The sequence below is a fragment of the Alicyclobacillus tolerans genome (assembly GCF_900142255.1).
GTDB lineage: Bacteria > Bacillota > Bacilli > Alicyclobacillales > Alicyclobacillaceae > Alicyclobacillus_I > Alicyclobacillus_I tolerans.
Genome location: NZ_FRAF01000009.1, coordinates 35,446 through 61,924 on the forward strand (window position 1 = coordinate 35,446; position 26,479 = coordinate 61,924).

A 26,479-nucleotide genomic window follows, 5' to 3' on the forward strand; every position below is an offset into this window, starting at 1 on the left:
GCATGAAATTGCTGGAATTGATACAGCCGCTTGTGAATGTGCAAATCATTGGCGAAGGGAATCCAGACATTCTAAGAGTCATGGCAGATTCCCGAAGCGTACAACCGGGTGATTTGTTTGTTGCTATTCGCGGCTTTACTGTAGATGGTCACCAATTTATTGAACAAGCGATACAACGTGGTGCGGCAGCCGTTTTGGTTGAGGAAGTTCAAGGTGAATTAACCGTTCCACAAATTGTTGTTCCGGATACAAGACGGTATAGCGCGATTTTGGCGACCTTGGTATACAATCATCCCGGAGAGCGAATTTCTGTGATTGGGGTAACAGGAACCAACGGGAAAACAACCACTACGCAACTGATTGCTCGCATTTTGGAAACTGTTGGTTGGAAAGTTGGCGTTATTGGAACCATTGGTATTCGCATTGGCCATCAGCAACTGGAGACCAGCAACACTACCCCGGATGCCGTCAGTTTGCAAAAAATTCTCTTTGATATGGCCGCGGCAGATTGTCGCTATGCCATTATGGAAGTTTCTTCGCACGCTCTTGAAGAAGGGCGCGTGGCTGGGATTCCCTATCACATGGCTGTATTTACCAATCTCACGCAAGATCATCTTGATTATCATCAGACGATGGAGGCTTATCGGGCAGCCAAAGGCAAATTGTTCTCACGCTTAGGAAACACTTTCTCTTCATCCCGTTTGCAATCTGCTTACGCTATATTAAACGCTGACGATGCCTCCAGTGAGATATACGCTCGAGATACAGTGCAAGAAGTCATTACATACGGTATTGAGAAAAATGCCGACATTCGCGCCACTCATCTGCGTATATTGCCGGAAGGGGCACGCTTTCGTGTCGAATCATCCATCTTTGGCCATTCCGAAGTCGTTCTTTCCATCACGGGACGTTTTAATGTTTACAACGCACTCGCCGCGCTTACTGTTGCTTGTGTGGAAGGCGTGTCACTAGAAGAAGCAGCCCAAGCGCTTTCTTCCGTTGCGGGAGTTCCTGGCCGGTTAGAACCTGTAGTAGCTGGGCAGCCGTTTACCGTTTTAGTAGATTACGCTCATACCCCAGACTCTTTAGAAAATGCACTTTCTACCATTCAAGAGTTCGCCCAGAAAAGAATCATTACCGTTGTGGGTTGTGGGGGTGATCGCGATCGTACAAAACGCCCTTTGATGGCTGGCATCGCGGTACAAAAAGGCGATTACACCATCTTGACCAGCGACAATCCGCGAACGGAAGACCCAGAAAGCATTCTTGATGATATGGAGCGGGGGATTCCAAAAGAAGAGCGTCAGTCTTATGAACGCGTGGTCGATCGACGGACGGCAATTGAACGCGCGGTGGCTATGGCAGAAGCGGGCGATGTCATCTTAATTGCTGGTAAAGGACATGAAGACTACCAAATTCTCGGCCGTAAAAAAATCCATTTTGACGATCGCGAAGTTGCGCGAGAGGCTATCCAACGCCTATTAGAAACGAGGGAGTGAACTCGGCATGGACTATCAGGCGCTTCTCTTGACAGCACTCGCGGCATTTGCCATAGCAGCTTTGCTCGGACCCATTTGTATCCCGCTTTTGCATCGCCTGAAGTTCGGCCAGAGCATTCGCGATGAAGGTCCTAAACATCATCAAAAAAAATCAGGAACCCCTACCATGGGTGGCATTTTGATTATTGTTGCCGTTCTCTTGACCACATTGCGTTTTGCTGTGACTAATATCGATACGCTGATTCTTCTTTTTGCAACAGTGACTTTTGGACTCATAGGTTTTGCTGACGATTTTATTAAAGTAGTGAAAAAACGAAATCTCGGTTTGCGCGCCAAGCAGAAACTCTTCTGGCAGACGCTGGCTACCTTGGTGATATTTGCAGCCATGTGGTATGTGCGCGGACATTCATTTGATGATTTTCAGGTTTCTATTCCGTTTACTTCCATTGCTATTAGTCTGGGCGTCTTCTATGTTCTCTTTTTGTTTTTTGTTTTAGTGGGTACATCCAACGCAGTCAATCTGACGGATGGTTTAGATGGTCTTTTGGCAGGATGTGCGGCGATTGTTTTTATGGCTTATGCAGTCTTTGCCATGTGGCACACAGAATACAATATAGCTATTTTCTGCGCTGCAATGGTAGGCGCACTTGCCGGTTTTCTGGTTCATAACCGCCATCCGGCGAAAGTGTTCATGGGCGATACAGGCAGTTTAGCTATTGGCGGCGCATTGGCGATGGTAGGTGTGTTGACACATACAGAACTGGGACTTGTACTGTTTGGTTTAGTGTTTGTTGCGGAAACGTTGTCTGTCATTTTGCAGGTTGCTTCTTTTAAGTTATTCGGACGACGAATTTTTCGGATGAGTCCATTGCACCATCATTTTGAGTTAAGTGGCTGGTCAGAGTGGGAAGTTGTGCTCTCTTTTTGGTTGGCTACTTTTCTTACAGCTTTTGGAACACTTGCTCTTTATGCACATCTGTCTTAAATGCGAGATATGAAAAAGCAGACAGGAGAGTTGGCATTTCAAAGCGCATAAGGTTTGTTTGGATGAAGAGCGGGAATAAACTGTCTTTAAGCAAGTAAACTGGTAACGGGTTTATTCTTAAAAGGTGGCTGAATCAGATCATGGAGACCTCCCAAAACAAGCGCAGCCAACCCAAGGTTCTGGTCCTTGGCATGGCACGTAGCGGGGCAGCAGTCGCTGGACTTTTGCTCAATAACGGTTACGACGTAACTTTAAATGAAAAAAAGTCACGCGAAGAATGTGGTTCAATCGTGCAAGAATTAGAAGACAGGGGATGTCGCGTCGTTTGTGGCGACCATCCTCTGTCGTTGTTGGATAACGACTATGATTTTATTGTGAAAAATCCAGGCATACCTTACCATGTGCCAATTGTAGCGGAAGCTGAACGGCGGTCAATTCCTATTTACACCGATATTGAAGTCGCTTCATGGTATATACATTCGCCTATAGTAGCCGTGACCGGATCCAACGGAAAAACAACAACCACGAGTCTGATTGGAGAAATGCTCTCGCAAGCAGGTTTGCAGCCAGTGGTTGCAGGAAATATTGGCATTCCTGTGGCGAGTGTAGTAGATACGGTATGTCCTCAACAGCCGCTGGTACTTGAAGTTTCGTCTTTTCAATTGCTTGGAACGGAACGCTTTCATCCCCATGTGGCAGTTTTTCTGAATTTGTACAGTGCACATCTCGACTATCATGGGACACGGGAAGCTTACGCGGCAGCAAAGTGGAAATTGTTTAGCAATCTGGACGCAAACGATGTGGCGATTCTAAATTTTGACCAACCAGAATTACGTGCGGGAGCAGTGCGTCTGGCCGCAAAGATTTTCCCCTTTTCGCGACTACCGCTTGCACAGGATGGAGTTTATCTCGATCATGGTGTCATTTGTATTCGCAAAGAAGGGCAAGTCACGCAGGTTATACCGGAAGATGATATTTTGCTGCCTGGCCTTCACAATCGCGAGAATGCCTTGGCAGCCATTGCCGCTGCAGCACAATTTGGTGTCACTCCAACGGTCATGGCTAGCGTGTTGCGAAGTTTTCGAGGTGTTGAACATCGCTTGGAATGGGTACGGGATGTTTCCGGTGTCCATTATTATAACGATTCAAAATCGACCAATCCGCAAGCCGCTAAAGCGTCTTTGATGGCTTTCCAGAGTATGGGCAAGTCGGTAGTCTGGATAGCTGGCGGATTAGAGCGAATGGATGACTTTTCTCCACTGCAGCCATTTTTGCAAGGCACAGTTCGCATGGCTGTCATTTATGGGGAATGCGGACAACGACTTTACGATTTTTTGCACGAGCATCAAATAGACTGCAATTTGGTAGAAAATTTGGAGCAGGCATTAGAAACGGCGGCAACGCATGCCAAGCCGGGTGAAGTCGTATTGTTGTCACCAGCCGCGGCTTCCTGGGATATGTTCTCGTCTTTCGAAGAACGGGGAAGCATGTTCAAAGAGCTTGTGCATAAATTATAGGGTCATGTTTGGACAGCTGTGCAGCCAGTATTTCATTGACTGGCACGGCTTTCACAGAAGGACAGGTACAAAGTGAGTCATTGTGTTTGTACCCGTCGGGAGTGAGGGGAAATGGCCTGTGTTGCAAGCTCAAGTTCACTCGGTAGAACGTACATCAGACAGTCTGGACCGTACCATCGTTCTGGTCACGCTGCTTCTTTTGAGTCTCGGGATTATGATGGTACATAGTGCCTCATCTGTCGTGTCAGCAGCAAAGTTTCACGATCCATTCTTCTATGCCAAGAGACAGCTTCTCTGGGCGCTTTTAGGAATTGCAGCTATGTTTTGGCTATCTGATTTTGACTATCATCGACTTCGTTCCCTTGCGCCCAAAATTGCCGTTCTTTCTTTTGTGTTTCTTGGTGCTGTGCTTATCCCCGGGATTGGTGCGGTACGTGGAGGTTCTCGGGCGTGGCTGGGTATTGGTTCGTTCGGTATTCAGCCTTCTGAGTTTGCTAAACTAGCCTTGATACTCTTTCTTGCCCATTTGCTGACGGATTATGGCGATCGGATGTCATCGTTTCGTCGTGGATTATTACCTCCATTGCTAATCGCGCTCATGGCTGTAGGATTAATTATGCTAGAGCCTGATCTCGGTCAATCGGTTGTTATTATGGGAACAGCGATTCTCATGCTTTTTGTGGCTGGTGCTCGTATGCGTCATCTAGGCATGCTAGGTGGAGCAGGGTTAGCAGCGTTTGCTGGTTTGGTGGCTGCCGCTCCGTATCGATTGGACAGGGTGACGGCTTTCTTGGATCCATGGAAATATCCTTTGAAAGAAGGATATCAAATTATTCAGTCGCTCTATGCTATTGGTTCGGGAGGATTATTGGGACTTGGACTCGGGAATAGTCATCAAAAATTTCTTTATCTGCCAGAACCGCAAACAGATTTTATTTTTTCTATCCTGGGTGAAGAGTTAGGTTTTCTTGGAGCGCTTACGGTGCTGTTTTTGTTCGGTGTATTAGTTTGGCGAGGATTTCGTATCGCTTTATATGCGACAGACATATTTGGCACCTTGCTTGCAACTGGAATTACCAGTATGGTTGCTGTACAAGTATTGATTAACATCGGTGTAGTTACAGGCAGTATTCCGGCAACAGGCATAACGCTTCCTCTGCTTTCTTATGGAGGCTCGTCATTGACACTGATGTTGACCGGAATAGGCATATTATTAAATATTTCCAGACAAGCTGTTTATCCTGCAAAAATTAAGATGAATGATGCCAAATGAATAAGTATAACTAGTATCGATGAATTTCAAGGTGGGGGGCGTGTCAGATTTGCGCTTGCTGTTGACAGGTGGAGGGACAGGTGGACATATCTATCCGGCGATTTCTATTGCTCGTGAGCTGGAGCGACGCGGTGAACTGGATGAGGTGCTGTATATAGGTACCGAAAAAGGGCTGGAAAAAAACATCGTTGCTCATGCGGGGCTACCCTTTACTGTCATACAGGCAGCGGGTCTCAAACGAGAAATTTCAGCTGCGGCACTTCAAACTGCCTGGATCACATGGCGTGGGTATAGAGAATCTCTGCAAGTGATACGTCGATTTAAACCGGATGTAGTATTGGGCACTGGTGGATATGTCACTCTGCCAGTGATTTTTGCTGCTCATCGATTGCGTAAGCCAAGTGTTGTTTGGGAAGGTAATGCATTTCCGGGATTGACAAATTTGCTTTGCGCCAGGCGGGCAGATGTTGTGGCTGTGGCCATGGAAGAAACCATAAAAAAATTTCCTCGAGCCAGACGGGTAGTTTGGACTGGCCATCCACGAGCCAGTGAAATTCGCCAGGCGGATGAAGCAGCCAAAGAAGCAGCCCGCAAGCGCTACCAACTAAGACCTGGCTATAAACACATTCTCGTTTTTTGCGGTAGTCGCGGTGCTGAAACGGTCAATCGTGTAGTCCTTGAGATGGCGCGTGAATTTTTGGCTGGCAAGCCTAATTTGCAAATGATTGTGGTAACGGGTGAGCACAACTTTGTGAAAATGGAAAATCAGCCAGATAACTTGTTGCTCGTTCCTTTTGTCGATGATATGCCGGCCCTATTACCGCAAATGGATGTGGTTGTCACTCGCGCTGGTGCGGGAACGGTGGCTGAAATTGCTTCTCTCGGTATTCCGGCAGTGTTTATACCATCTCCCTATGTCACTGCCAATCATCAAGAGGTTAACGCACGTTTTTTGACAGATCGCGGTGGAGGGACAATTCTGTTGGAAAAAGAATTGACATCTGCCAAGCTGTGGCTTGCCATTCAATCTTATCTAAAATCTGAACCTTGGCAACGAGCGCATGAGGCGTTGCTTTCCTGTGCAATTCCAGATGCAGTAGAAAAACTGGTGCAGGTTGTTCAGGAAACCGCCTACTCACAATCATAACTAGATTCAGTTAGCGATTCTTCGTTCATTTACAGATGCCCGTTTTGCAGAGTATACTCTGCAATGAATTGGGCGCGAATCGGATCATTCAAGGCTGCCCGATATCTGGGCAGTTTTTTTTCACCCTTTCATAGGGACTGCATAGGATGCGATACGAACTTTTGCATGGGCAATAGTCGTTAGCAGGTGGAGGTTGTCATGAACAGAGAAGGGTTGCTCGCCGAGTTGAAGAAAGTTGGGATTTCACAAATTCGTGCGGATGAACCACTCATTCGCCATACGACATGGAGAATTGGCGGGCCTGCCGATTTTTTTGCGGAACCAGAAAGCTTGATAGAACTGCAAGAACTGGTCAGAACTGCCCGGCGTCTTGAATTGCCAGTGACAGTGATTGGTCGGGGGTCAAATTTGCTCGTTCTTGATGGTGGCATTCGCGGTTTGGTCATCAAAATGCACGATAAATTCAGTGATATCTCCGTACATGAAGAACGACTGACTGCACTTGCTGGACGTTCTATTGTTTCTGCTGCAGGTATTGCTGTTAAGCACGGTTTGGCTGGCCTGGAATTTGCCACTGGAATACCAGGAACGGTAGGCGGCGCGGTCATGATGAACGCTGGAGCTCATGGTAGCGAAGTAGCCAATATTTTAGAATTTGCCGACGTGCTTGACGAAAATGGTGAATTGCGTCGATACAACAAGGACGCGCTTCGCTTTTCCTACCGATACAGTATTCTGAAAGACTGTCCGGGCATTGTAGTACGTGCTGGTTTTGCGTTAAACAGGGGAGACAAGGAAGAAATATCCCAACGCATTAAAAAATGGTCGCAAAAGCGCGCTGCCACCCAGCCATTATCCCAGCCTAACTGTGGGTCCGTTTTTCGCAACCCGGAGGGTGACTACTCGGCACGTCTTTTAGAAGCAGCTGGTTTAAAAGGATTACGCCACCATGATGCTCAAATTTCTGAGAAACACGCCAACTTTATTGTCAATCTCGGCAGTGCTCGAGCTGTAGATGTCCTCTGGCTGATTGACCATGCAAAAGAGACTGTGGCTAAAAGATATGGAATTCAGTTGGAAACTGAGGTGCGCATTATGGGAGAACACACCTCAGGGAGGTGACAGCCATGGACGTGTATCGTATTCAAGGTGGCAGAGTATTACAGGGTGAGACGCGCATTTACGGCGCCAAAAACGCCGCCTTGCCCATATTAGCAGCTTCGCTGATGGTTCGTGGTGTGACTAGACTGCATGATGTGCCAAATTTGCAGGATGTACAGGTCATGCTGGAAATTTTACAACGTTTAGGTGCGCGCGCTGAATGGATAGAGCCGGGGACGGTGGAAATCGATGCAACAAATGTCTCTTCAACCGACGTTCCTGAAGACTTAATGCAACGCATGCGCTCCTCTATTTTTTTAATGGGTCCGTTGCTGGCCAGATTTGGTGATGTTCGACTTTCCAAGCCCGGGGGATGTGTCATTGGCCAGCGCCCCATCGATTATCATTTGCGGGGAATTCGCCAGCTTGGAGCCAAAGTAGAAGAACAACATGGTTTTATTCGCTGCACATCCCATCGCCTATACGGTAATCTATTGTCTCTCGATTTTCCTAGTGTAGGGGCAACAGAAAATCTTATGATGGCTGCAGCACTCGCAGATGGAGAAACCATTATTGAAAATGCTGCCAGAGAACCAGAAATTGTCGATCTCGCTCGTTTTTTGAATGCCTGTGGAGCGAAAATCCGCGGAGCTGGTGAACATCGGATCGTTATCTCTGGCGTTCATCATCTGCATGATGGAGAACATACGGTGATTCCCGATCGAATCGTAACAGGCACACTGCTTATGGCTGCCGCCATTACGGGTGGAGAGGTTGTATTGCGAAATGCGGATGCTAATCACCTGTTGGCTGTTTTAGGAAAATTACAGGAGTCTGGGTTACGTGTGTATTCCGAGCATGATATAATAACCTGCAAGCGTGCAGACGCTATCCGTCCTGTCGATATGCGCACTGAACCCTATCCTGGTTTTCCTACGGATTTACAGGCGCCATTCATGAGTATGCTCACATTGGCCAAGGGAACTAGTATTTTGCGGGAAAATGTTTTTGAAGCTCGATTTAAACATGTGGATGAACTATTGAGAATGGGCGCGGATATCCGTGTCGATATGCGTACGGCAGTCATTCGTGGCGTATCCCGATTGAGTGGAGCTACTGTGGAAGCAAGTGATTTGCGCGGTGGTGCTGCGCTTGTGGTAGCTGCTTTGGCAGCGGAAGGTGAAACAGAGATTCGGGGTCTTCGTCATATCGATCGCGGTTATGAATCTTTGCATCAACAATTGGCGCAACTGGGAGCGTCCATTGAGCGTCTTGAGCTCAATTGTTAGGCAACAGGCGGCCTGTGGCCGCCTTTCCAATGGAGGGACAAGCTTTTGGGGCGTCCGCATACTCGATTGTCCGATCAAACGCTGCGGTTGCGTCGCAAGTCTCGCAATCGAAAAATTGTTTTTGCTTTCTTTGTTTTTTTAGGTCTGATTGTGGTGCTAGAGTCCCCCATCACGCGTTTACGTAAGATTGTTGTTGTAGGAAATCGTGGGATTCCAACCCATGAAGTCATTGCTGCTTCCGATTTAACAAAGGGAATTTCGCTGTGGAATGTAAGTGCGTCCAGCGTAAAAAAGAACATTATCAGGAAATTGGATTTAGTTCAAAATGTCAATCTGCATATGGACTGGTGGACAGGTACAGCAACACTCAATCTTACTGAAAAACATGTGGTGGCTGTTTACATGGCAAATGGCCATTTCTATAATTTACTTAATGATGGTGTGGTTTACCAATCCACAAATTCCTCTGAGGCTACTGCTTTTCCACTTGTAACGGAAGAGAATCGTTTGCCTCAAATCGGGCAATACATTTCGCCTCAAGTTTCAGAGCTTTGTCGGCAACTGTCCGGTGTATCTGTAAATCAATTGGTGGACATTTCAGAACTCCATGTTTCTTCTGACGGCACATTACAAGTGTATTTTGACAATGGTTATGTGGCAATGACGGATATCTCTCAATTCACTTCGATATTGCCAAAGATTCGCGAGGCTGTTGCCTATTTTTCAAGTAAAGGATTTGCTCCGGGAATTGTGAATTTGACGGGTCCACCGCCCTATCAATACACTCCGTTTTCTCTTCACCAGCCTTAAAGAGCGATCCGAAAGGATGAAAGTATGCATACTCGTGCAAAATTAGCTCTTTCTCTGACAGCCGTTTCCACGGTGCTCGGTTTGATGATTGGTGTGCAATATCGCCAAACGTCCGCCACAGCGGCGCTCGGGTTAGGTTATTTGCGAGGAACGGTAGATACACACACGCTGACGGAACTCAAGAATCTGAAAGCAAGCAACCAAGCCGCAGAACAGGAATTGACACAGCTGAATGACGAATTGAATCAGTTTGAACGGGTTTCATCGGGATCGGACAAAGCCATGACAGCCTTTCAACAGCGCCTGACCGACGAACGCATTTTAGCTGGCATTACAGCAGTGGAGGGGCCCGGCATCAGTGTCACGCTCTCCGATGGAGCTTCAAATGGTTCAGATGTCGAGCAAATTTTGACTCATGATTGGAATGTGCGCAGTGTTATCAATGAGTTATTTACAGCTGGTGCGGAAGCCGTTTCTATTAACGGTTATCGTGTGGTGGCTACGAGCGGTGTTTTTTGCAGCGGGCCTGTTGTACGTGTGAACAATCATCGCTTAGGAGCGCCTTTCACGATTGAGGCGATTGGCGATCCGGAGACGCTTAAATCAGCACTTGATATTCAAGGCGGTATTCTGGATGTGCTGCGTATGCAAGGGTTAAACGTGACCGTTCCGCAAATCAAACAGAAGATTGTCATGTCAGCGTACACAGGTTCTTTACCTGGAAGTCCTACCTATAGTCTAAATGAAGCTATTCCCAGCCTTTCCAATAACGGTACATGAGGGAGTTTCAATTGTGAAGATTTCTACCATGACTTGGACAAGCACTGGCGTCGCAGCTTTGTTGGGATTTGCCCTGACGGTTCAGATTACTTCAAATCTATCGGGATCGTCCAAATCATCTTCGAATAATTATGTGAGCGTCCAGACTCAACTCACCGAACAGGCGCAAGAGCATCGGATTTTGGAAGAGGAGATTTCTAAAGAAGCTGCGCAGATTGCTGAATACAGGGCAGCAGAAGGAAGCAAGCAAGAAATGAAAGCGGCGTTGGCGGCAGACGCCCATACATTGGCGGAAGAAGCAGGGACGGCCCCTTTTTCGGGTCCAGGTATTACGATTACGATTGAAAACGATCCAAACTTGCCCTTTGATCCACAGTTTGCAGGAGACTTCTATAAAGAATCCGATCAGTGGATTCAGTTGATTGTCAACTATCTTTTCTCCAATGGTGCTAGTGCAATTTCTATTAATGGACAGAGACTGGTGACTACCTCCTCCATTCGTTTGGTCATTGGACTTGATGGTCTGGGGGGTCTGCAAATCAACACGCATCCTGTTGCTATGCCATATGTCATTACTGCGATTGGTAATGTGGACGATATGAAAGCCACTTTGTCTGTATACAATTTGCAGGCATATATGGAGGCGATGGGTGAGGCGTTTATTGTCAAGGCGTATACAGGAAAAAACGCTTTGACAGTACCAGCTTATACCGGACCGCTCCCAGGAACTTGGGCGAAGGAGGTTACAGGCTCATGATTTGGTTGCCGATTTTAGGTTTGTTGATTGGAGCCGCGGTTGGACTGGTGTCCAATTGGACAATTCCTGTAGAGTATTCCAGTTATTTGTCCATTGCCATTCTTGCTGCTCTCGACACCGTATTCGGAGGTATTCGTGCGAACTTAGAGAAAACGTTTGACGATGTTGTTTTTCTCACCGGATTTTTTACCAATATCTTTGTGGCAGCATTGCTTGCTTTCATTGGTGTGCAACTGGGCGTAGATTTATATCTGGCCGCAGTTGTAGCTTTTGGTGTTCGACTTTTTCAAAATATCGCTGTCATTCGCCGTTTGGTGGTTACGCAAATTCGCGCCAAACGTCGGCGGCGGTTCAATACGACATCATGAACGTACAACTTAAAGATGGTATGATTAGGTAAATTACCTAATATTGCTGAAGAAACCATTGAAAAAGTTTTTCAATGATAGAGGATTGTCGGAAAATATGTTGAATGAGAAATGAGATGCAGTCTACGGCTCTCAGGAGGTGCCACGTTTGGCCAAAGGAGATTATATTGTTAGTTTAGATATTGGCACTTCAAAAGTTCGCGCGATTATAGGAGAGTCGAATGGAAACAGCTTGAATGTAATAGGAGTCGGTTCCGCAGAAGGCGAAGGGATTCGCCACGGTTCCATTGTTGATATAGATTTGACAGTTGAGTCCATTCGCGAAGCGGTCGAACATGCGGAGCGCATGGTTGGCATCCATATTGCAGCGGCGTATGTTGGAGTTTCTGGTAATCATATTCAGTTGCAATCCAGTCATGGCGTTGTTGCTGTGTCCTCTGTAGATCGAGAAATTGGTGAAGAGGATATTGAACGGGTATTGCAACAGGCGCGTGTTATTGCATTGCCGCCAGAACGGGAAATTATCGATGTTGTAGCTAAAGAATATATTGTCGATGGTTTGCGAGGAATTGTCGATCCGCGTGGTATGCTTGGTGTACGTCTGGAGGTAGACGCCTATCTGATTACAGGCAGCCGTACGGCTATCCATAATGTCGTTCGCTGTGTGGAACGCGCCGGTATCGAGGTAGCAAATCTTGTTCTACTGCCTTTGGCAGCCAGTCATGTAGCTCTGACATCTGATGAGCGAAAGCTCGGTGTAGCACTGGTAGATGTAGGAGCTGGGGCAACAACAGTGTCTATTTTTGATAATGGTATTTTGGCAGGAACCAGCATTATTCCAATGGGTGGCGATTATGTCACACATGACATTGCCATTGGGTTGCGCACACAGACTACAGCCGCCGAGCAGGTCAAATTGCAGCATGCTTGCGCATTGGTTGCAGAGGCTTCCGATCATGAACAATTTCGCGTTCCACGCATGGGTAGCAATCAGGAAGTGCAGTTTACACAGTACGATTTGGCAACTATTATAGAGCCGCGTATGCAGGAAATTTTTGCATTGGTTCGCAAGGAAGTTGAAAAATTAGGATACAGCCATGAATTGCCAGGCGGGTATGTTTTCCATGGTGGAGTTATGGCCATGCCAGGTGCGGGAAAATTAGCGTCAGAAGAGTTGAATGCTCCTGTTCGTGTAGCTGTGCCTGAGTATCTTGGTGTACGCGATCCGTCGTTTATCAACGGGGTAGGTATTCTTTCTTATGCTATGCGTTCGCATTTTCGTTCACAACCTGCGGAAGCGGGCACTGCTTCCCGTCCGGTTCGGACAGGCGGTGGTTTAATGGCGCGTATTAAAGATTGGTGGCGCGATTTTATTTAATAAGCTATTCATTCAATTCAATGCTTTTTAAAATACCAAGATTATCAAAACTATGGCGTAGAAAGTAGATGACTTTCTACAACGCGAAGCGAGGGGTCTGGTCTCCTGAGGAGATGGCCTCCGAAGCGAGGAGGAGCAGGCATGCTGGAATTTGATTTTGAGACGGATGCGCTTGCCAATATTAAAGTCATTGGTGTTGGCGGTGGCGGTTGCAATGCTGTAAATCGAATGATTGAGTCAGGTGTGAAAGGTGTAGAATTTATTGTCGTCAACACGGATGCTCAGGCGCTAAAGCTTGCTAAGGCAGAAACGCGATTGCAGATTGGAGAAAAATTGACGCGCGGCCTCGGTGCGGGTGCTAATCCGGAAATTGGAAAGAAAGCTGCAGAAGAAAGCAGAGAGCATTTGGCTAACGCTTTACGTGGGGCGGATATGGTGTTTGTTACCGCAGGTATGGGAGGCGGTACTGGAACTGGCGCCGCGCCTGTTATTGCCGAGATTGCTAAAGAACTGGGCGCTCTTACCGTTGGCGTGGTAACAAAGCCTTTCCGCTTTGAGCAAAAAAAACGTATGATGCAGGCAGAGCAAGGTGTTTCGCAGTTAAAAGAAAAAGTAGATACGCTTATTGTCATTCCGAACGATCGTCTTTTGGAAATCGTAGATCGCAATACGCCGGTACTGGAAGCTTTCCGAGAAGCAGATAACGTGTTGCGTCAAGGTGTATCCGGTATTTCTGATTTGATTGCTACTCCTGCGCTCATCAATGTCGACTTTGCCGATGTCAAAGCCATTATGACGGAGCGTGGTTCTGCTTTGATGGGAATAGGAATTGCTTCTGGGGAAAATCGGGCAACAGAGGCTGCCAAAAAAGCAATTTCCAGTCCGCTTTTAGAAACCTCAATTGATGGTGCTCGAGGAGTACTCATGCACGTAGCTGGTGGTACGAATCTCAGTCTCTGGGAAGTTAATGAAGCGGCAGATATTGTTTCTACAACAGCTGATCCTGATGTCAATATGATTTTTGGTGCGGCTATTGATCCGGAATTAGATGACGAAATTATTGTTACGGTGATTGCCACAGGTTTTGAAAATCACGCTAGTGCTCAAACCTCTCATCAACTGCGTGAGAATTCTCCCCGTCCCTCGAGTGCGCTTTCCGACATTGCTGCTACAAGCAGCAATATTCCTCCATCGAGCAACGGTTGGGATGTACCAGCTTTTATTCGCCGTCGTGAAGGTAAAATAGGTCGGGACCGTTAATGGGTCCTCAATGTCCACTCTCATTTTGTTTACCTTTAAGTAAGTTTTCTTATCCAACTTCTCATGACCGCCAAACGGCGGTCTTTTTCAATTTTAAATATCCTCATCCATTCGACAAAACTTTCTTTCTTTCTTCAATCATGTTCCGACATTTTTTTTAATAGACCTAAAGTATACTGGGTCACATCACAAGTCGAGGTGACGGATGTGGCCATTCCTGTCATTTATCTAGACATAGTTTGGCTATTGAACTTTGTGATGGATGGCGTCCTTTTATGGATGACGTTATTTGTCATCCGACGACCGGTGCGTTGGAAACGGCTGCTCCTTGGCGCGTTGTTTGGCGCATTTTATTCACTGTTCCTGTTTATTCCTTCTCTATCGTTTACAACATCGTTGTTGGGTAAAGTTTTAGCTTCACTGCTGATGGTTTGGATTGGAATTGGCAGGCGTAACTGGTTTGACTTAGCTCGTAGTTGTTTGGGACTGTATTTTGTCACTTTTTTGATGGCTGGTGCTGCGCTTGCGTTGCATTTTGCAGTTCCGGGTGTCTCGCTGGCATCGGGTACCGTCATCACCAACCGTGGAATAGCATTTGGCACTAGTGGAACCATTCTTGCCTTGCTCGTAGCGGTGCCAGTGTCTATTGGACTTGTGCAACATACGATTCAACGAATTCGTACTTGGAAATTGGCAAGCATGCATGTGCTGAGTATGCAAGTTACTGTTCAGGGACAAGATTTTTCCTTTCAAGCTTTGCTTGACACAGGAAATCACTTGTCCGATCCAGTTACTCGTCAACCTGTTTGTTTTATGGATTACAAACTCTTGCAATCTGTATTGCCTTCCCCTCTTTCAGCAGCCTTACAAGCCGGACAAGACCCTGTCAACGCGCTAGCAGCGCTTGGCGACCATGAAGCGGGTACTCTCGCGTTTGCGTTAGTTCCCTATCGTGTGGCTGGTGGTCAATCTAATCTTGCACTTTGTCTGCGTCCGGACGCATTGTATGTCGTTTGTAACGGGGAGAAATTATCTGTTCCGCAGATTCCGTGGTTGGCGCTCTCGGTTGCAGAACTCAGCCGTGAAGGAACGTTTCAAGCGATTTTGAATCCGCAAATTTTATCAGGAGATGAACGCATTGAAGAGATGGTTTCTAACACGTTCGGAACTGCTGCGCTTGCGCATTCGCCTGCGTCTTTTGTGGACGCGCATCAAAATCCGTCTGCTCGGCACAGCGGATGAAGTTTACTATGTAGGAGGCAGTGAAGCTTTACCACCGCCGCTTACACGCGAAGAAGAAGAAGTTTTGCTTTTGCGCTTGCCATCAGGTGACAGTGCAGCCCGTTCTTTACTGATTGAAAGAAATTTGCGACTGGTTGTTTACATTGCGCGCAAATTTGAAAATACAGGCGTGAATATTGAAGATTTAGTATCAATTGGAACCATTGGTCTCATCAAAGCTGTGAATACGTTTGATCCGCTCAAAAAAATCAAACTCGCAACTTACGCTTCTCGTTGTATCGAAAATGAAATATTAATGTTTTTGCGTCGTAACAACAAATTACGTTCAGAAGTTTCTTTTGACGAACCGCTCAATGTGGATTGGGATGGCAATGAATTATTGCTTTCCGATGTGCTGGGAACAGAGAGTGATACCATTACTCGCAATCTGGAAGACGAGGTTGATCGTGAGTTACTTTATGACGCTCTGGAAAAATTGAATGAACGCGAAAAGAAAATCATGGAACTTCGATTTGGTTTAAAAACCGGTAAAGAAATGACTCAAAAAGATGTCGCTGACTTGCTGGGCATTTCGCAGTCGTATATTTCTCGGTTGGAAAAAAGAATTTTAAAACGATTGCAAAAAGAATTTAACCGCATGATGTAAGGAAAATTAGACTTACAGTTCTGCCAGTCCAACCCTTCAGTGCATACATTTGCAGGTCCGGGAAATACTGAAATCACGTTGGCAGCATCAACGAACCCGAACCGGACGTAGCTTGGATTGCATCTTAGGGGGAGACTGGGTTGAAGCGCAACAAAGTGGAAATCTGCGGAGTCAACACTTCACAGTTGCCCGTTCTTAGTAATGCAGAGATGCGGGAATTGTTCACGCGTTTGCAGAACGGCGAACTGGCAGCAAGAGAAATACTGGTTAATGGCAACTTGCGTTTGGTGCTCTCAGTGATTCAACGCTTCAACAACCGTGGCGAATATGTGGATGATTTGTTTCAAGTAGGTTGTATCGGACTCATGAAAGCGATAGACAATTTTGATCTCAGTCAAAATGTGCGTTTTTCAACTTACGCTGTACCCATGATTGTTGGCGAAATTCGGCGTTATTTGCGGGACAATAATCCTATTCGTGTATCGCGATCGCTCAGAGACATAGCGTATAAGGCTCTGCAAGTACGTGATGCTCTCACGAACGCGAATTTGCGTGAACCTACCATTCAGGAAATTGCGGAAAAAATGGAGGTGGCGAAAGAAGACGTAGTCTTTGCATTAGACGCTATTCAAGACCCGGTATCTATGTTTGAACCGATTTATCATGATGGTGGCGATCCGATATACGTCATGGATCAGATTCATGATGAAAAAAACAAAGATTCTTCCTGGGTAGAGGAAATTGCGGTGCGTGAAGCGTTAAATAAGCTTTCCGAACGCGAGCAAAAAATTCTCGCCATGCGATTTTACGAGGGAAAAACACAAATGGAAGTGGCGGATGAAATAGGGATTTCTCAGGCTCAAGTTTCTCGTTTGGAAAAAAACGCAATACATCGAATGAATAAGCATGTCCAGTCGTAATATTGACAGTCCCCCTCATATATATGAATAAGCAAGGTTTGAAGAGAGGGGAAGGCGGCGACCGGGAATGCGTATTTCCGATTTGCAGTCGAAAGATGTCGTCAATGTAGGAGACGGAAAACGTCTTGGGACGATTGGCGATTTGGATATTGATCCGGAAAGTGGATTAATTCACAGCATCATTATTCCCGTAGCTGGCCGCTTTTTTGGAATGGTCGGTGGTGGCCAGGATTATGTGATTCCCTGGAATCAAATTGTTAAAATCGGCTCTGACGTTATTTTAGTGGATTTACGTCCCGCACATGAGACAGCTTATTATCTTCCGCACGATTCAGTACGTCGTTCAACCGGTGGCTATTGACTGAGAAGTCAAGGCGCCGGTTTTTTGTTATGATATTGTCAGGAGGACAAGACATGTATCGTCACTGGTATCAACGAAATCATCAGTTCTGGATTTTTCCCGATATCTTTCCTGCAATCGTGAAAGCTGCCTTTACTTTTCGCTTAGGTGGGGTATCCCATCCGCCTTTTGAGAGTCTCAATATGGGTTTACATGTGTCTGACTCTCCCGATCACGTTGTGGAGAATCGTCGTTTGGTAGCGCAAAGGTTTGGCATTCCTCTTGAAAAGTTTGTATTTGCCGAGCAAGTACATGGCCATCGTGTTGAGGTGGTGGGGGCAAAAGATGCAGGGAGTGGCGCTTTTGGCCAGGATACAGCAGTAACGGGGGCGGATGCATTAGTTACCGCTGAAAAAGATTTGGCACTTGCCATATTAGTAGCTGACTGCGTTCCTGTGCTTCTGTTTGATCCGATTTCTGGTGTGATTGCAGCGGTTCACTCAGGATGGAAAGGCACTGCAGAACAAATTGTTCAATGTACACTGGCAGTCATGCAACAACATTTTGCCACGCAAGCTCAGCAAGTGTACGCTGTTCTAGGACCTTCCATACGACGTTGCTGTTATGAGGTGGATGAGCGTGTACGTAACGCGTTCTCGCCGACCTTTCCAGATACAATTTTTTCTCCCAGCCAGCGTCCAGGTCACTATATGCTTTCTTTGCAACATGCCATTCGCTATAGCCTATTGAAATATGGTGTACGAGCAGAGAGAATCCAAGATACAGGTGTTTGTACAGCATGTCGGACAGATGTTCTTTTTTCGTATCGGGCAGAACGTGGACAAACGGGGCGAATGTTGGCTGCTATTGCAATTCAATCAGCTCAATAATCCTAATAGTGGTTATTCTGTCATTGAGAATTATATTCTGGATATTGAGGAGTGGCAGTCGGTTGGTGCAAAACGATCATGAGCGCTTACATTTCTCTCAAAGTCAGCACCTAGAGTTGAACAATCGTTTGACAGCCATACGTGAACGCATTGCTAAAACGGCTGAATCAGCTGGGAGAAATCCAGAAGATATTCGATTAATTGCGGTCACCAAAACAGCTTCACCAGTTCTCGCTGAACACTTGCTAACGTTGGGCATCCAGGATATGGCGGAAAATCGTTGGCAAGTTGCTCGTGAAAAACTTGTCCATCCTTTTGCGGCCAGAGTAAGATGGCATTTTATAGGTCCTCTTCAATCGAATAAAATCAAATCGATTGCATCAGCGTTTTCAGTTGTACATGCACTTGAAGATGCAGAACATGCAGAACAATTTGAGCAAATACTTACTTCTCTCGGAAAGCATATGGAGGCGTTTGTGCAAGTCAATGTATCGGGAGAGCCTCAGAAACATGGGGTGCATCCAGAAAACTTGCACCTTTTGCTGCAAAAGTTACAAAACTATAAATTTCTTCGCGTTGTGGGTCTCATGACGATGGCCCCGTTGACGAGGGATTATATTGAAATTCGCCGCACTTTCCGTGGCTTAGCCAATCTTCTAGGGGAGGAAAGAGAAAGATTGTCTTGGGGAAATTTACAATATCTTTCCATGGGCATGTCGAATGATTACGAGTTGGCAATTGCAGAAGGAGCTACACATTTAAGAATAGGACGACAATTGGTTTCTCTAGAAGACACTCCAGAGGGTGGCGAATCCAGGTGACTTTGCTGGTTCAAATGGTTCATTTTTTATTTTCCGCTTATTTCATCGTCCTGATTGCGAGCGCTGTAGCCAGTTGGTTTCCAGAACTTCAAGCCAATCGACTCGTTAATATTTTGCAGCAATTAAGTCAGCCGTATTACGCCCCTTTTCAAAGATTATTGCGACCTATACAGGTAGGAGGTATTCTGCTGGATTGGTCGAGTATTGTAGCTGTTATTGTCTATTTTGTCATTCAGTCACTCATTTTTTCCGCATTGTCAAATATGCTAGGAGGACTTGTTTAAATGACAGAAGGGAAAGTGGATACAGAGTGGGCTAGACCCAGTGAACGCCCTTTTGTCCGTCAAGCTGAAGAGTGGGTATCTCGCTCATTGAACAGGCGTATGATGTGGTTAACAGATTTCCTCAGTCCTCGCGAGCAATTTCTTTTGCAAAGTGTCGTCAATCGCCAAGCTGCATGGGTGGAATTTTCGGGAGGTTTTCCTGATGCTGAACGGCAGCGAGCGTGTATCATGCCGGAAAATTGGTATCCTACGGAAGAGGATTTTTCTTTGCGCTGGTTGACCATCCGTCCCATATCTCCGCAGGAACGTTTGACACACCGTTCTGTGCTGGGTTCTTTGCTTGGTCTTGGTATAGAGCGCAAAGTATTAGGTGACGTAGTTTCGTTGAAAGATCATACTGGATATGCGGCTGTGTTGACATCCTCCATGGCAGAGTATGCCTATCAACATCTTCACAAGGTTGGACCGCAAAATGTAGACGTAATGCTTTTGTATCAAACTCCACTTATCGAGCGCGATAGTTACGAGTGGAAATCCATTAGCGTCAATTCCTGTCGTATCGATGCAGTAGTGTCCGAGGTGTGTCATTGGTCACGAAACAAGACAAAAGAAGCCATTTTGAGTCAGCAAATATTCGTCAATAGTTTGGTAGCCTACAAGCCTGAAGAACTGTTGGAAGCGGGCGATCGCGTTTCTGTGCGAGGTTTTGGCAGAATTCAAATAGGAGAGGTGACGGGGAAGAGCAAAAGTAATCGTCTTTGGCTGTCCGTTGCTACATTGCGTGACAAGGCTTAAAAAGTTAAATCGTTGAATTTGTCGTTTTTGGAAGGAGATTGTGGGTTGGTGTCGAAACAGACAAGCGGACTCAATCGATAACCTGTCATGTTTGTTTCGCTAAATTTTCCAGTGTTTTGATGATTAGATGCAGTTTTCGGGGGTGTTATCATGCCGTTGTCGCCATTAGATATTCACAATAAAGAGTTTAGTCGTTCTTTTCGTGGGTATGATGAAGATGAAGTAGACGATTTTCTTGAACGAATCATACAAGATTATGAAGGATTGATTCGCACTAACAAGGAATTGGAAGAAAAAATAGAGCAATTGAATGAGCGTCTGCAGCATTTTATGAATATTGAGGAAAGTTTGAGCAAGTCCATTATCATCGCCCAGGAAACAGCTGAGGAAGTAAAAAACAACGCTAAAAAAGAGGCGCAGTTGATTATTAAAGAGTCGGAGAAAAACGCTGATCGAATCATTAGCGAAGCTCTCCAGAAGTCGCGCAAGATGGCCATGGAAGTAGAAGAGATTCAACGTCATGCTGCTATTTTTCGAGCTCGATTTCGTTCTTTGATTCAAGCTCAGTTGGAATTACTGGAATCCAATGAGTGGCGCGATTTTGACAAAGACGCGACGAAGGTGGATTTAGAAATTCGCGAAGCTACGTCTTAAAGAGTATCCGTTTATATTGTGTTTTCGGGAAGAACTGGAAATCAAACCAATCTATAAAAAAGCTGTCCCAAAAGTCATCGTTGATGACTTGAGGGACAGCCTTTTTTATAGGTCATCAATTTAAAAACCTGGGCGCTCATGAAAAAGCTGTTATGGGCTACGTATACTTCTTCGTCAGAATCCCACACTACACGCTGTAGGCAGCATGGAAGGCGGGAGTAAGGTGTCTTTTGGCTGTAAACTCTGTTCTGGAGGAGGAAGGCAGTATGGATCGTGAAAAGGCAAGACAACGTTTGTTAGCTCTGAAAGAAAGTCTGGAAGGACGAGCGGAATATCCAAATCAAAATCGTCTGAATGACAGTCAGCGGGATGAAACTTCTGAATTATCGATGATCGACAATCATCCAGCTGATGCAGCAACAGAACTATTGGATAGAGAAATGGCGCTTGGTATGCGGGCAGCCAATTCTGAATATGCGTTGCAAATAGAGAGGGCATTACATGCGATAGAAAATGGTGAATATGGCCAATGTGCAATTTGTCAGCAAGAGATTCCAGAAGAACGTTTAGAAGCGTATCCGCTTGCACTGACATGTATACAATGTCAGGAACGAATTGACCATCTCGATCATCGGCGGACGCGTCCAATTGAAGAAGAAGTTTTTCCGCATAGTTTTGGTAGCTTGATAGGTGATGATAAAGACACAACGGGATTCGACGGAGAAGATAGTTGGCAAGCAGTTGGACAGATGAATGCCAGGCCAAGCGCCAACGATCCAGAATCGATTGGCTACGAGACCTGGCTGGAAGGTATCGGTCCAGAGCTGACAGATGGTATAACTAATGAAGAATGGCGTGATACACTTAGCCGCTGACTTCACTCGGCAAGCTGACAAAAGCGAATGTATCGCTGCGCAGACCGCGGCGCAGACATTCCAGAGCAATGGTTTCCGCTGGGGCAATGTTACCTAGATTAACTTGAGTTCCAAACCGTTCAATAAAATCGATCTGTTGTGATTTTTTAGGTGCTTCAAACATCAGTCGCTGTTGCTCAGAAGTATTTAAACAAGCTAAAAACTCCTGGAAAACAAGTTCGTCCAAATGGCCACTGCCATCATACATTCCAGCATTTTCGCCACTTTCACGTCCTTCAACAACCACATAATCTGCTCCAGCCAAAAGATCTAATTTGACTTGTTTGGCGAGTGCAATCGGATCGACACCGTGCGTAAGTTTTTTTCCTACCTCGCTCAAAACGAGCGACAATTGGGACTTGGCTTGCTCAATCATGCGCAACCTGTCCTCACTAGGAATATCAAGCGTGCCATCGGAAATTTCCATAGCCGTGAAACCGAGTTTTACACAGTAATGGAGATATTCTTTGAAGGCGTTCTGATGATAGGCAATTTCGGCAAGAGTGCCGCCTGGACATGTGAAGACACTATAGAGTTTGGCAATATCCAATTTTTGACGAAGAACTGACTCTGGATAAAGCGTGGAGGAACCAAAGCCAAATTTAAGAATATCTAAATGAGCGGAGGCGACTTCCATCAAGTCGGTAAATTCCCGCGTGCCCATTCCTTTGTCGATGACCATGGTCAGGCCTTCCGTGCGAGGTTTTTCTTTTCGGTTGGGGATGGGGGATTGAATGATTTGAGCAAATGCTCGCTTCTCTGATAAAATCACGTGGACTGACCTCCTGCGACATGATAATTCAAACTATGCAAAAATCATAAAAAAGGGTCTTGACATTCGCCAAAGGAGGCGTCTATCTTGCTGATGCCGTACATGCGCGGCAGAGAGGATGATGCAGATGCTGTACGGAATTGCCTTGTTAGTTTTTGCCCTCGATCAGCTCATTAAATGGATGGTTCGCTCCCATATGACTCCTGGTCAATTGGTACCCGTTCTACCTCCCTGGGTCGATCTCGATTATATACAAAACCCAGGCGGAGCTTTTAGCATTCTCCCTCATCACACTTGGCTTTTTATTCTTGTTGCGTTTGTCGTCATTGCAGCCGTAATTTATGTTGATATTAGGTACAAGCCTTCCCCTTCCATAAGAATTGCGCTGGGCCTCGTACTTGGCGGGGCGCTTGGCAATATGTCGGATAGGATTTTTATTGGTAAGGTAACCGACTATGTTTATTTGCAGTTCATCCATTTTCCTATTTTTAATTTGGCTGATGTCTGCATTGACGCAGGTGTGATTCTTCTCATTATACGGACTTTTTGGCAAGGGAAAAAGGAGAATCTGTCTAACCACGAGGATGATAAGTAATGGAAGATCGTGTTTTGTATTTTCAGGTTGAGTCAGAGAGTGAAGGTTTGCGTCTCGACAAGTGGCTGGTACAGGTTTTGCAAGATGAAGAAATGGATATTTCTCGTTCACAAATTCAGGAGTGGATCAAACATGACTGCATCAGCGAAACTACTCGCAAAAGTCGTGTAAAAGCGAGCGATCCTGTAGAAACAGGCCATATCTATCAGATCAAATTGCCAGAGCCGGAACCAGTCGAATTGCAACCAGACCCTGTATCCATTCAAATAGTTTATGAAGATGAACATCTGGTTGTTGTGGATAAGCAACGTGGATTGGTGGTCCACCCAGCAGCCGGGCATCCGCGCGGTACCTTGGTCAATGGCTTGCTTTATCTCGGGGTTCGTCTCTCTGCCCTGGGTGGTACAGCACGGCCAGGTGTTGTTCATCGGATCGACAAAGACACCTCAGGTCTTTTGGTTTTAGCTAAATCGGATTTGGCTTATCATAAACTTTCCTTGCAGCTACAGGCACACTCCATGTTGCGCAGTTACGCTGCAATTGCGCACGGTGTCTTGCCACACCAGGAGGGAACGATTGATGCTCCGATTGGTCGTGACCCAAAACAGCGTCAGAGACTGGCAGTAGTGGCTGGGGGTAAACCAGCCATTACGCATTTCTTTGTGAAAGAACGGTTCGAACAGTATACGTTCTTGGATTGTCGTCTGGAAACCGGGCGTACGCATCAAATTCGTGTGCACATGGCTTATATTGGGCATCCCTTAGCGGGAGATCCACTTTATGGTCCGCGTCATACGCTGCCTATTGATGGACAGGCGCTGCATGCCAAGGAGTTAGGCTTTGTACATCCTGCTAGCGGTGAACATATGCGTTTTGAATCCCCATTGCCGTCGGATATGGAACGTTTATTGATGGAATTACGTCTTGGTTTGCAGACATAACAGACAGAAATAAAACTTGCAAACGGTTTGTCTCATCATTTCTGGTCAGAAATTGCAAAAAATTATATTCTAACTTGTTTTTTGTTACTATAAATATTATAGTATATATGCAGATAGGCAAATCCATTCAATTAAAGTTCCGATCAGGAGGTAGAGAAGATTGGCAAAAACAGTTTGGGAATTAGATAAAGCACATAGTTATGTGGGATTCAGTGTCCGTCATATGATGGTATCCAATGTACGTGGTGTATTTAACGATTTTGACGCAACAGTCCATACTGAGGGGGAAGATTTGTCAACCGCAGATATAGTTGTCACCATTAACCCTAACAGCATTGATACGAGAAATTCGCAAAGAGACGAACATTTGCGTTCTGCCGACTTTTTTAAAGTAAACGAATATCCAGAAATAGTATTTCGCGCTCATAACCTGCAACATAAGGGTGGCGAGAAACATGAACTGCAAGGTGAAATTACGATTGTTGGTGTTACAAAGCCGCTGACATTGGATGTTGAAATTTCCGGCCCAGCTAAAAATCCATGGGGAAATGAAGTTATTGGTGTGGTCGGTAGCGGTTCTCTGAATCGTTCAGATTTTGGTCTTACTTACAACGCTGCTTTGGAGACTGGCGGCGTATTAATTGGCGACACAATTAAATTAAACATCGAAGTTGAGTTTGTTAAAAAATCTGAATAAAAACTAAGATCTTTTATTTTCAGTTTTTTCAGTCAGACGGACTTGTAAAGTGAAGCAGAGTTTGGTAAAACCCAATACTTGACGAATCACGTATAGATTGATACGATGGCAGAAATGTTTATAGCCTTTAAGCCAATCCTGTGAGGTTGGGAAGGGTTCGTCAAGAGAGCTTATGGACTGCACAGTTTTGAATGTCGGCTGTGTGGAAAATTTCCGGGCTACCCTCCTCAGGGAGGGTAGCCTTTTATTATGGAAAGGAGAGACAATTTTGGCCCAACAAATTCAACTAATGGACGGTCTACAGGTCAATCGTTCTTTAACTCGTATTGCTCATGAAATCCTTGAACGCAATCGTACGTTGAGTCAACTGGTCTTGGCGGGCATTTTGACGCGCGGCTGGGTGCTGGCCGATCGTTTGGCCGATAAGTTAGCTGAAATTGAAAAAGAACAGCGACCGCATGCCTTTGCTCTGGATGTCCGCCCTTTCCGTGACGATTTAGAGCATTTATCATTTCAGCAAGCAACGCTTCACAGTACGCCAGAGACTGTAATTCAAGATAAAAAAGTTGTACTGGTGGATGATGTGTTGTTTACAGGCCGCACTGTGCGCGCAGCACTTGATGCTTTAATGACAAAAGGGCGGGCGCAACAAGTACAACTTGCTGTTCTGGTCGATCGCGGTCATCGCGAGTTGCCGATTCGGCCTGATTTTGTTGGGAAGAATTTACCAACCTCGTTAGATGAACGAATATCTGTAAAACTTCAAGAAGTCGACGGCGAAGACGGTATATGGTTGGCTAAACCGTAAAAGTTTACCTGGATTTTGGAGAAACGACAGTTCGTTAGGATGGTTTTGGGAAAGAGGGAGAGAGTATGTATCATGCGGTGAGCACGGACGATTTGAATCGCCCGCTGATAGAACGTCTGATTCAGATGGCAGAGACTTTTCGGACAACCCCTCGCCATATCTTACGTGCTAGGCTACAGGGTACGCTCGTTGCAACACTTTTTTATGAACCGAGTACACGTACGCGACTTTCATTTGAGGCAGCGGTTACTCGTCTGGGTGGAAATATTGTGGGAGCAGAAAATGCCCGAGAAAATTCTTCTGCCAAAAAAGGCGAGAGTTTGGCTGATGTTTTTCGAGTTGTCGGGGCGTATGCAGACGCCATTGTCATCCGTCACCAAGATGAAAAAGAAATGGCCTTGGCCCTTCCATACAGTCCAGTGCCGATTATCAATGCGGGCGCGGGAAGCGGCGAACATCCTACGCAAAGTTTGCTCGATATATACACACTTTGGAAAGAATTTGGTGAGGTCGATGGACTCTCCGTATGTATGGTAGGTGATTTGCGTTTTGGCCGAACGGTTCACTCCTTGTTACGAGTGCTCAGCTTTTTTCAGGGAATTCAGGTTACGCTTGTTTCTCCTCCGGAATTGGCGCTCGATGATCCACTTTTAGAGGAAATCAAGGGACGTGGACTATCCGTAGAAACGAAAGAACGGTTGGATGATGTCATTGGCGAAGTCGACGTCATTTATCAAACGCGCATCCAACGGGAAAGGTTGCCGGCGGAAATACATTTATCCTATGCAACGGAAGACTATAGAATCTCTGCTCAAACACTGGAACGCTTGCCTTCTCGTTCCAGAATACTTCACCCTTTGCCACGTGTAAATGAAATAGATCCAGACGTGGACACAGACGAGAGAGCTGCCTATTTTCGTCAGGTGCAAAACGGACTTTTCATTCGCATGGCGCTTCTCGATGAAATACTTGGAGGTGTATTGCGCTGAAAATTAA

General features: G+C 45.9%; 29 protein-coding genes. 28 read left to right on the forward strand and 1 reads right to left on the reverse strand.

Going from position 1 to position 26,479, the window contains the following annotated elements:
* Positions 1-2 precede the first annotated feature (2 nt).
* The 23 genes from BUA75_RS06395 to BUA75_RS06505 all read left to right on the forward strand — a co-directional run bounded on the left by BUA75_RS06395 (position 3) and on the right by BUA75_RS06505 (position 21,631).
* Positions 3-1,499, forward strand: coding sequence for a UDP-N-acetylmuramoyl-L-alanyl-D-glutamate--2,6-diaminopimelate ligase (locus tag BUA75_RS06395; RefSeq protein WP_072873768.1), 1,497 nt, complete (start codon positions 3-5; stop codon positions 1,497-1,499).
* A 7-nt stretch (positions 1,500-1,506) separates the two neighbouring features.
* A complete protein-coding gene (gene mraY, locus BUA75_RS06400) occupies positions 1,507-2,484 on the forward strand; it encodes a phospho-N-acetylmuramoyl-pentapeptide-transferase (RefSeq protein ID WP_072873769.1) in 978 nt (325 codons plus the stop codon).
* 140 nt (positions 2,485-2,624) lie between these two features.
* Positions 2,625-4,001, forward strand: a complete 1,377-nt coding sequence (murD, locus tag BUA75_RS06405) for a UDP-N-acetylmuramoyl-L-alanine--D-glutamate ligase (protein ID WP_072873770.1) — start codon at positions 2,625-2,627, stop codon at positions 3,999-4,001.
* Between the two features lie 118 nt (positions 4,002-4,119).
* Positions 4,120-5,274: a stage V sporulation protein E gene (spoVE, locus tag BUA75_RS06410; RefSeq protein ID WP_072873771.1), complete on the forward strand. Its 1,155-nt coding sequence runs from the start codon at positions 4,120-4,122 to the stop codon at positions 5,272-5,274.
* 19 nt (positions 5,275-5,293) lie between these two features.
* On the forward strand, positions 5,294-6,421 hold the full coding sequence (gene murG, locus BUA75_RS06415; RefSeq protein ID WP_242650257.1) for an undecaprenyldiphospho-muramoylpentapeptide beta-N-acetylglucosaminyltransferase: 1,128 nt from the start codon (positions 5,294-5,296) through the stop codon (positions 6,419-6,421).
* 198 nt (positions 6,422-6,619) lie between these two features.
* Entirely contained in the window at positions 6,620-7,543 is a 924-nt protein-coding gene (gene murB / locus BUA75_RS06420) for a UDP-N-acetylmuramate dehydrogenase (protein WP_072873772.1), read from the forward strand.
* A 5-nt stretch (positions 7,544-7,548) separates the two neighbouring features.
* Positions 7,549-8,811 carry a UDP-N-acetylglucosamine 1-carboxyvinyltransferase gene (murA, locus tag BUA75_RS06425; RefSeq protein WP_072873773.1) on the forward strand — a complete coding sequence of 421 codons (1,263 nt, stop codon included), beginning with the start codon at positions 7,549-7,551 and terminating at the stop codon, positions 8,809-8,811.
* 45 nt (positions 8,812-8,856) lie between these two features.
* Positions 8,857-9,621, forward strand: coding sequence for a cell division protein FtsQ/DivIB (locus BUA75_RS06430; protein ID WP_072873774.1), 765 nt, complete (start codon positions 8,857-8,859; stop codon positions 9,619-9,621).
* 24 nt (positions 9,622-9,645) lie between these two features.
* Positions 9,646-10,401 carry a DUF881 domain-containing protein gene (locus tag BUA75_RS06435; RefSeq protein ID WP_072873775.1) on the forward strand — a complete coding sequence of 252 codons (756 nt, stop codon included), beginning with the start codon at positions 9,646-9,648 and terminating at the stop codon, positions 10,399-10,401.
* Between the two features lie 13 nt (positions 10,402-10,414).
* The gene (locus BUA75_RS06440; protein ID WP_238413477.1) at positions 10,415-11,158 is read left to right on the forward strand and encodes a DUF881 domain-containing protein; all 744 of its coding nucleotides are present in this window, start codon (positions 10,415-10,417) and stop codon (positions 11,156-11,158) included.
* Positions 11,158-11,526 (forward strand): small basic family protein, encoded by a 369-nt coding sequence (locus BUA75_RS06445; protein WP_072873850.1) that lies wholly within the window; start codon positions 11,158-11,160, stop codon positions 11,524-11,526. Before BUA75_RS06440 ends, BUA75_RS06445 begins: the two co-directional genes overlap by 1 nt.
* 148 nt (positions 11,527-11,674) lie before the next feature.
* Positions 11,675-12,904: a cell division protein FtsA gene (ftsA, locus tag BUA75_RS06450; RefSeq protein ID WP_072873776.1), complete on the forward strand. Its 1,230-nt coding sequence runs from the start codon at positions 11,675-11,677 to the stop codon at positions 12,902-12,904.
* Positions 12,905-13,045: 141 nt separating this feature from the next.
* Positions 13,046-14,164 carry a cell division protein FtsZ gene (gene ftsZ / locus BUA75_RS06455; protein ID WP_072873777.1) on the forward strand — a complete coding sequence of 373 codons (1,119 nt, stop codon included), beginning with the start codon at positions 13,046-13,048 and terminating at the stop codon, positions 14,162-14,164.
* Positions 14,165-14,371: 207 nt separating this feature from the next.
* A complete protein-coding gene (gene spoIIGA / locus BUA75_RS06460; RefSeq protein ID WP_072873778.1) occupies positions 14,372-15,406 on the forward strand; it encodes a sigma-E processing peptidase SpoIIGA in 1,035 nt (344 codons plus the stop codon).
* The gene (gene sigE / locus BUA75_RS06465; protein ID WP_072873779.1) at positions 15,294-16,052 is read left to right on the forward strand and encodes an RNA polymerase sporulation sigma factor SigE; all 759 of its coding nucleotides are present in this window, start codon (positions 15,294-15,296) and stop codon (positions 16,050-16,052) included. Before spoIIGA ends, sigE begins: the two co-directional genes overlap by 113 nt.
* A gap of 140 nt (positions 16,053-16,192) precedes the next feature.
* A complete protein-coding gene (sigG, locus tag BUA75_RS06470) occupies positions 16,193-16,972 on the forward strand; it encodes an RNA polymerase sporulation sigma factor SigG (protein ID WP_072873780.1) in 780 nt (259 codons plus the stop codon).
* Between the two features lie 67 nt (positions 16,973-17,039).
* Positions 17,040-17,333: a YlmC/YmxH family sporulation protein gene (locus BUA75_RS06475; protein WP_072873781.1), complete on the forward strand. Its 294-nt coding sequence runs from the start codon at positions 17,040-17,042 to the stop codon at positions 17,331-17,333.
* Positions 17,334-17,386: 53 nt separating this feature from the next.
* Positions 17,387-18,202 carry a peptidoglycan editing factor PgeF gene (gene pgeF / locus BUA75_RS06480; protein WP_072873782.1) on the forward strand — a complete coding sequence of 272 codons (816 nt, stop codon included), beginning with the start codon at positions 17,387-17,389 and terminating at the stop codon, positions 18,200-18,202.
* 65 nt (positions 18,203-18,267) lie between these two features.
* Positions 18,268-19,023, forward strand: coding sequence for a YggS family pyridoxal phosphate-dependent enzyme (locus tag BUA75_RS06485; protein ID WP_072873851.1), 756 nt, complete (start codon positions 18,268-18,270; stop codon positions 19,021-19,023).
* A complete protein-coding gene (locus tag BUA75_RS06490) occupies positions 19,020-19,307 on the forward strand; it encodes a YggT family protein (protein WP_072873783.1) in 288 nt (95 codons plus the stop codon). The genes BUA75_RS06485 and BUA75_RS06490 overlap by 4 nt, the downstream gene beginning before the upstream one ends.
* The gene (locus tag BUA75_RS06495) at positions 19,308-20,102 is read left to right on the forward strand and encodes a YlmH family RNA-binding protein (RefSeq protein ID WP_072873784.1); all 795 of its coding nucleotides are present in this window, start codon (positions 19,308-19,310) and stop codon (positions 20,100-20,102) included.
* 150 nt (positions 20,103-20,252) lie between these two features.
* Positions 20,253-20,756, forward strand: coding sequence for a DivIVA domain-containing protein (locus BUA75_RS06500; RefSeq protein ID WP_072873785.1), 504 nt, complete (start codon positions 20,253-20,255; stop codon positions 20,754-20,756).
* Positions 20,757-21,022: 266 nt separating this feature from the next.
* Complete coding sequence (locus BUA75_RS06505; RefSeq protein ID WP_072873786.1) at positions 21,023-21,631, forward strand: TraR/DksA C4-type zinc finger protein; 609 nt, start codon at positions 21,023-21,025, stop codon at positions 21,629-21,631.
* Here BUA75_RS06505 and comA read toward each other — a convergent pair.
* Positions 21,621-22,442: a phosphosulfolactate synthase gene (comA, locus tag BUA75_RS06510; RefSeq protein WP_072873787.1), complete on the reverse strand. Its 822-nt coding sequence runs from the start codon at positions 22,440-22,442 to the stop codon at positions 21,621-21,623. The genes BUA75_RS06505 and comA overlap by 11 nt on opposite strands.
* A 127-nt stretch (positions 22,443-22,569) precedes the next feature.
* On the opposite strand from comA, the gene lspA reads away from it, so the two are divergent.
* The 5 genes from lspA to pyrB all read left to right on the forward strand — a co-directional run bounded on the left by lspA (position 22,570) and on the right by pyrB (position 26,472).
* Positions 22,570-23,037 carry a signal peptidase II gene (gene lspA / locus BUA75_RS06515; protein ID WP_072873788.1) on the forward strand — a complete coding sequence of 156 codons (468 nt, stop codon included), beginning with the start codon at positions 22,570-22,572 and terminating at the stop codon, positions 23,035-23,037.
* Positions 23,037-23,978: an RluA family pseudouridine synthase gene (locus BUA75_RS06520; protein WP_072873789.1), complete on the forward strand. Its 942-nt coding sequence runs from the start codon at positions 23,037-23,039 to the stop codon at positions 23,976-23,978. The genes lspA and BUA75_RS06520 overlap by 1 nt, the downstream gene beginning before the upstream one ends.
* A 160-nt stretch (positions 23,979-24,138) precedes the next feature.
* On the forward strand, positions 24,139-24,675 hold the full coding sequence (locus BUA75_RS06525; protein WP_072873790.1) for a YceI family protein: 537 nt from the start codon (positions 24,139-24,141) through the stop codon (positions 24,673-24,675).
* A 268-nt stretch (positions 24,676-24,943) separates the two neighbouring features.
* A complete protein-coding gene (pyrR, locus tag BUA75_RS06530) occupies positions 24,944-25,483 on the forward strand; it encodes a bifunctional pyr operon transcriptional regulator/uracil phosphoribosyltransferase PyrR (RefSeq protein WP_072873791.1) in 540 nt (179 codons plus the stop codon).
* A 65-nt stretch (positions 25,484-25,548) separates the two neighbouring features.
* Positions 25,549-26,472 carry an aspartate carbamoyltransferase gene (gene pyrB, locus BUA75_RS06535; RefSeq protein ID WP_072873792.1) on the forward strand — a complete coding sequence of 308 codons (924 nt, stop codon included), beginning with the start codon at positions 25,549-25,551 and terminating at the stop codon, positions 26,470-26,472.
* The last annotated feature ends 7 nt before the right edge of the window (positions 26,473-26,479 follow it).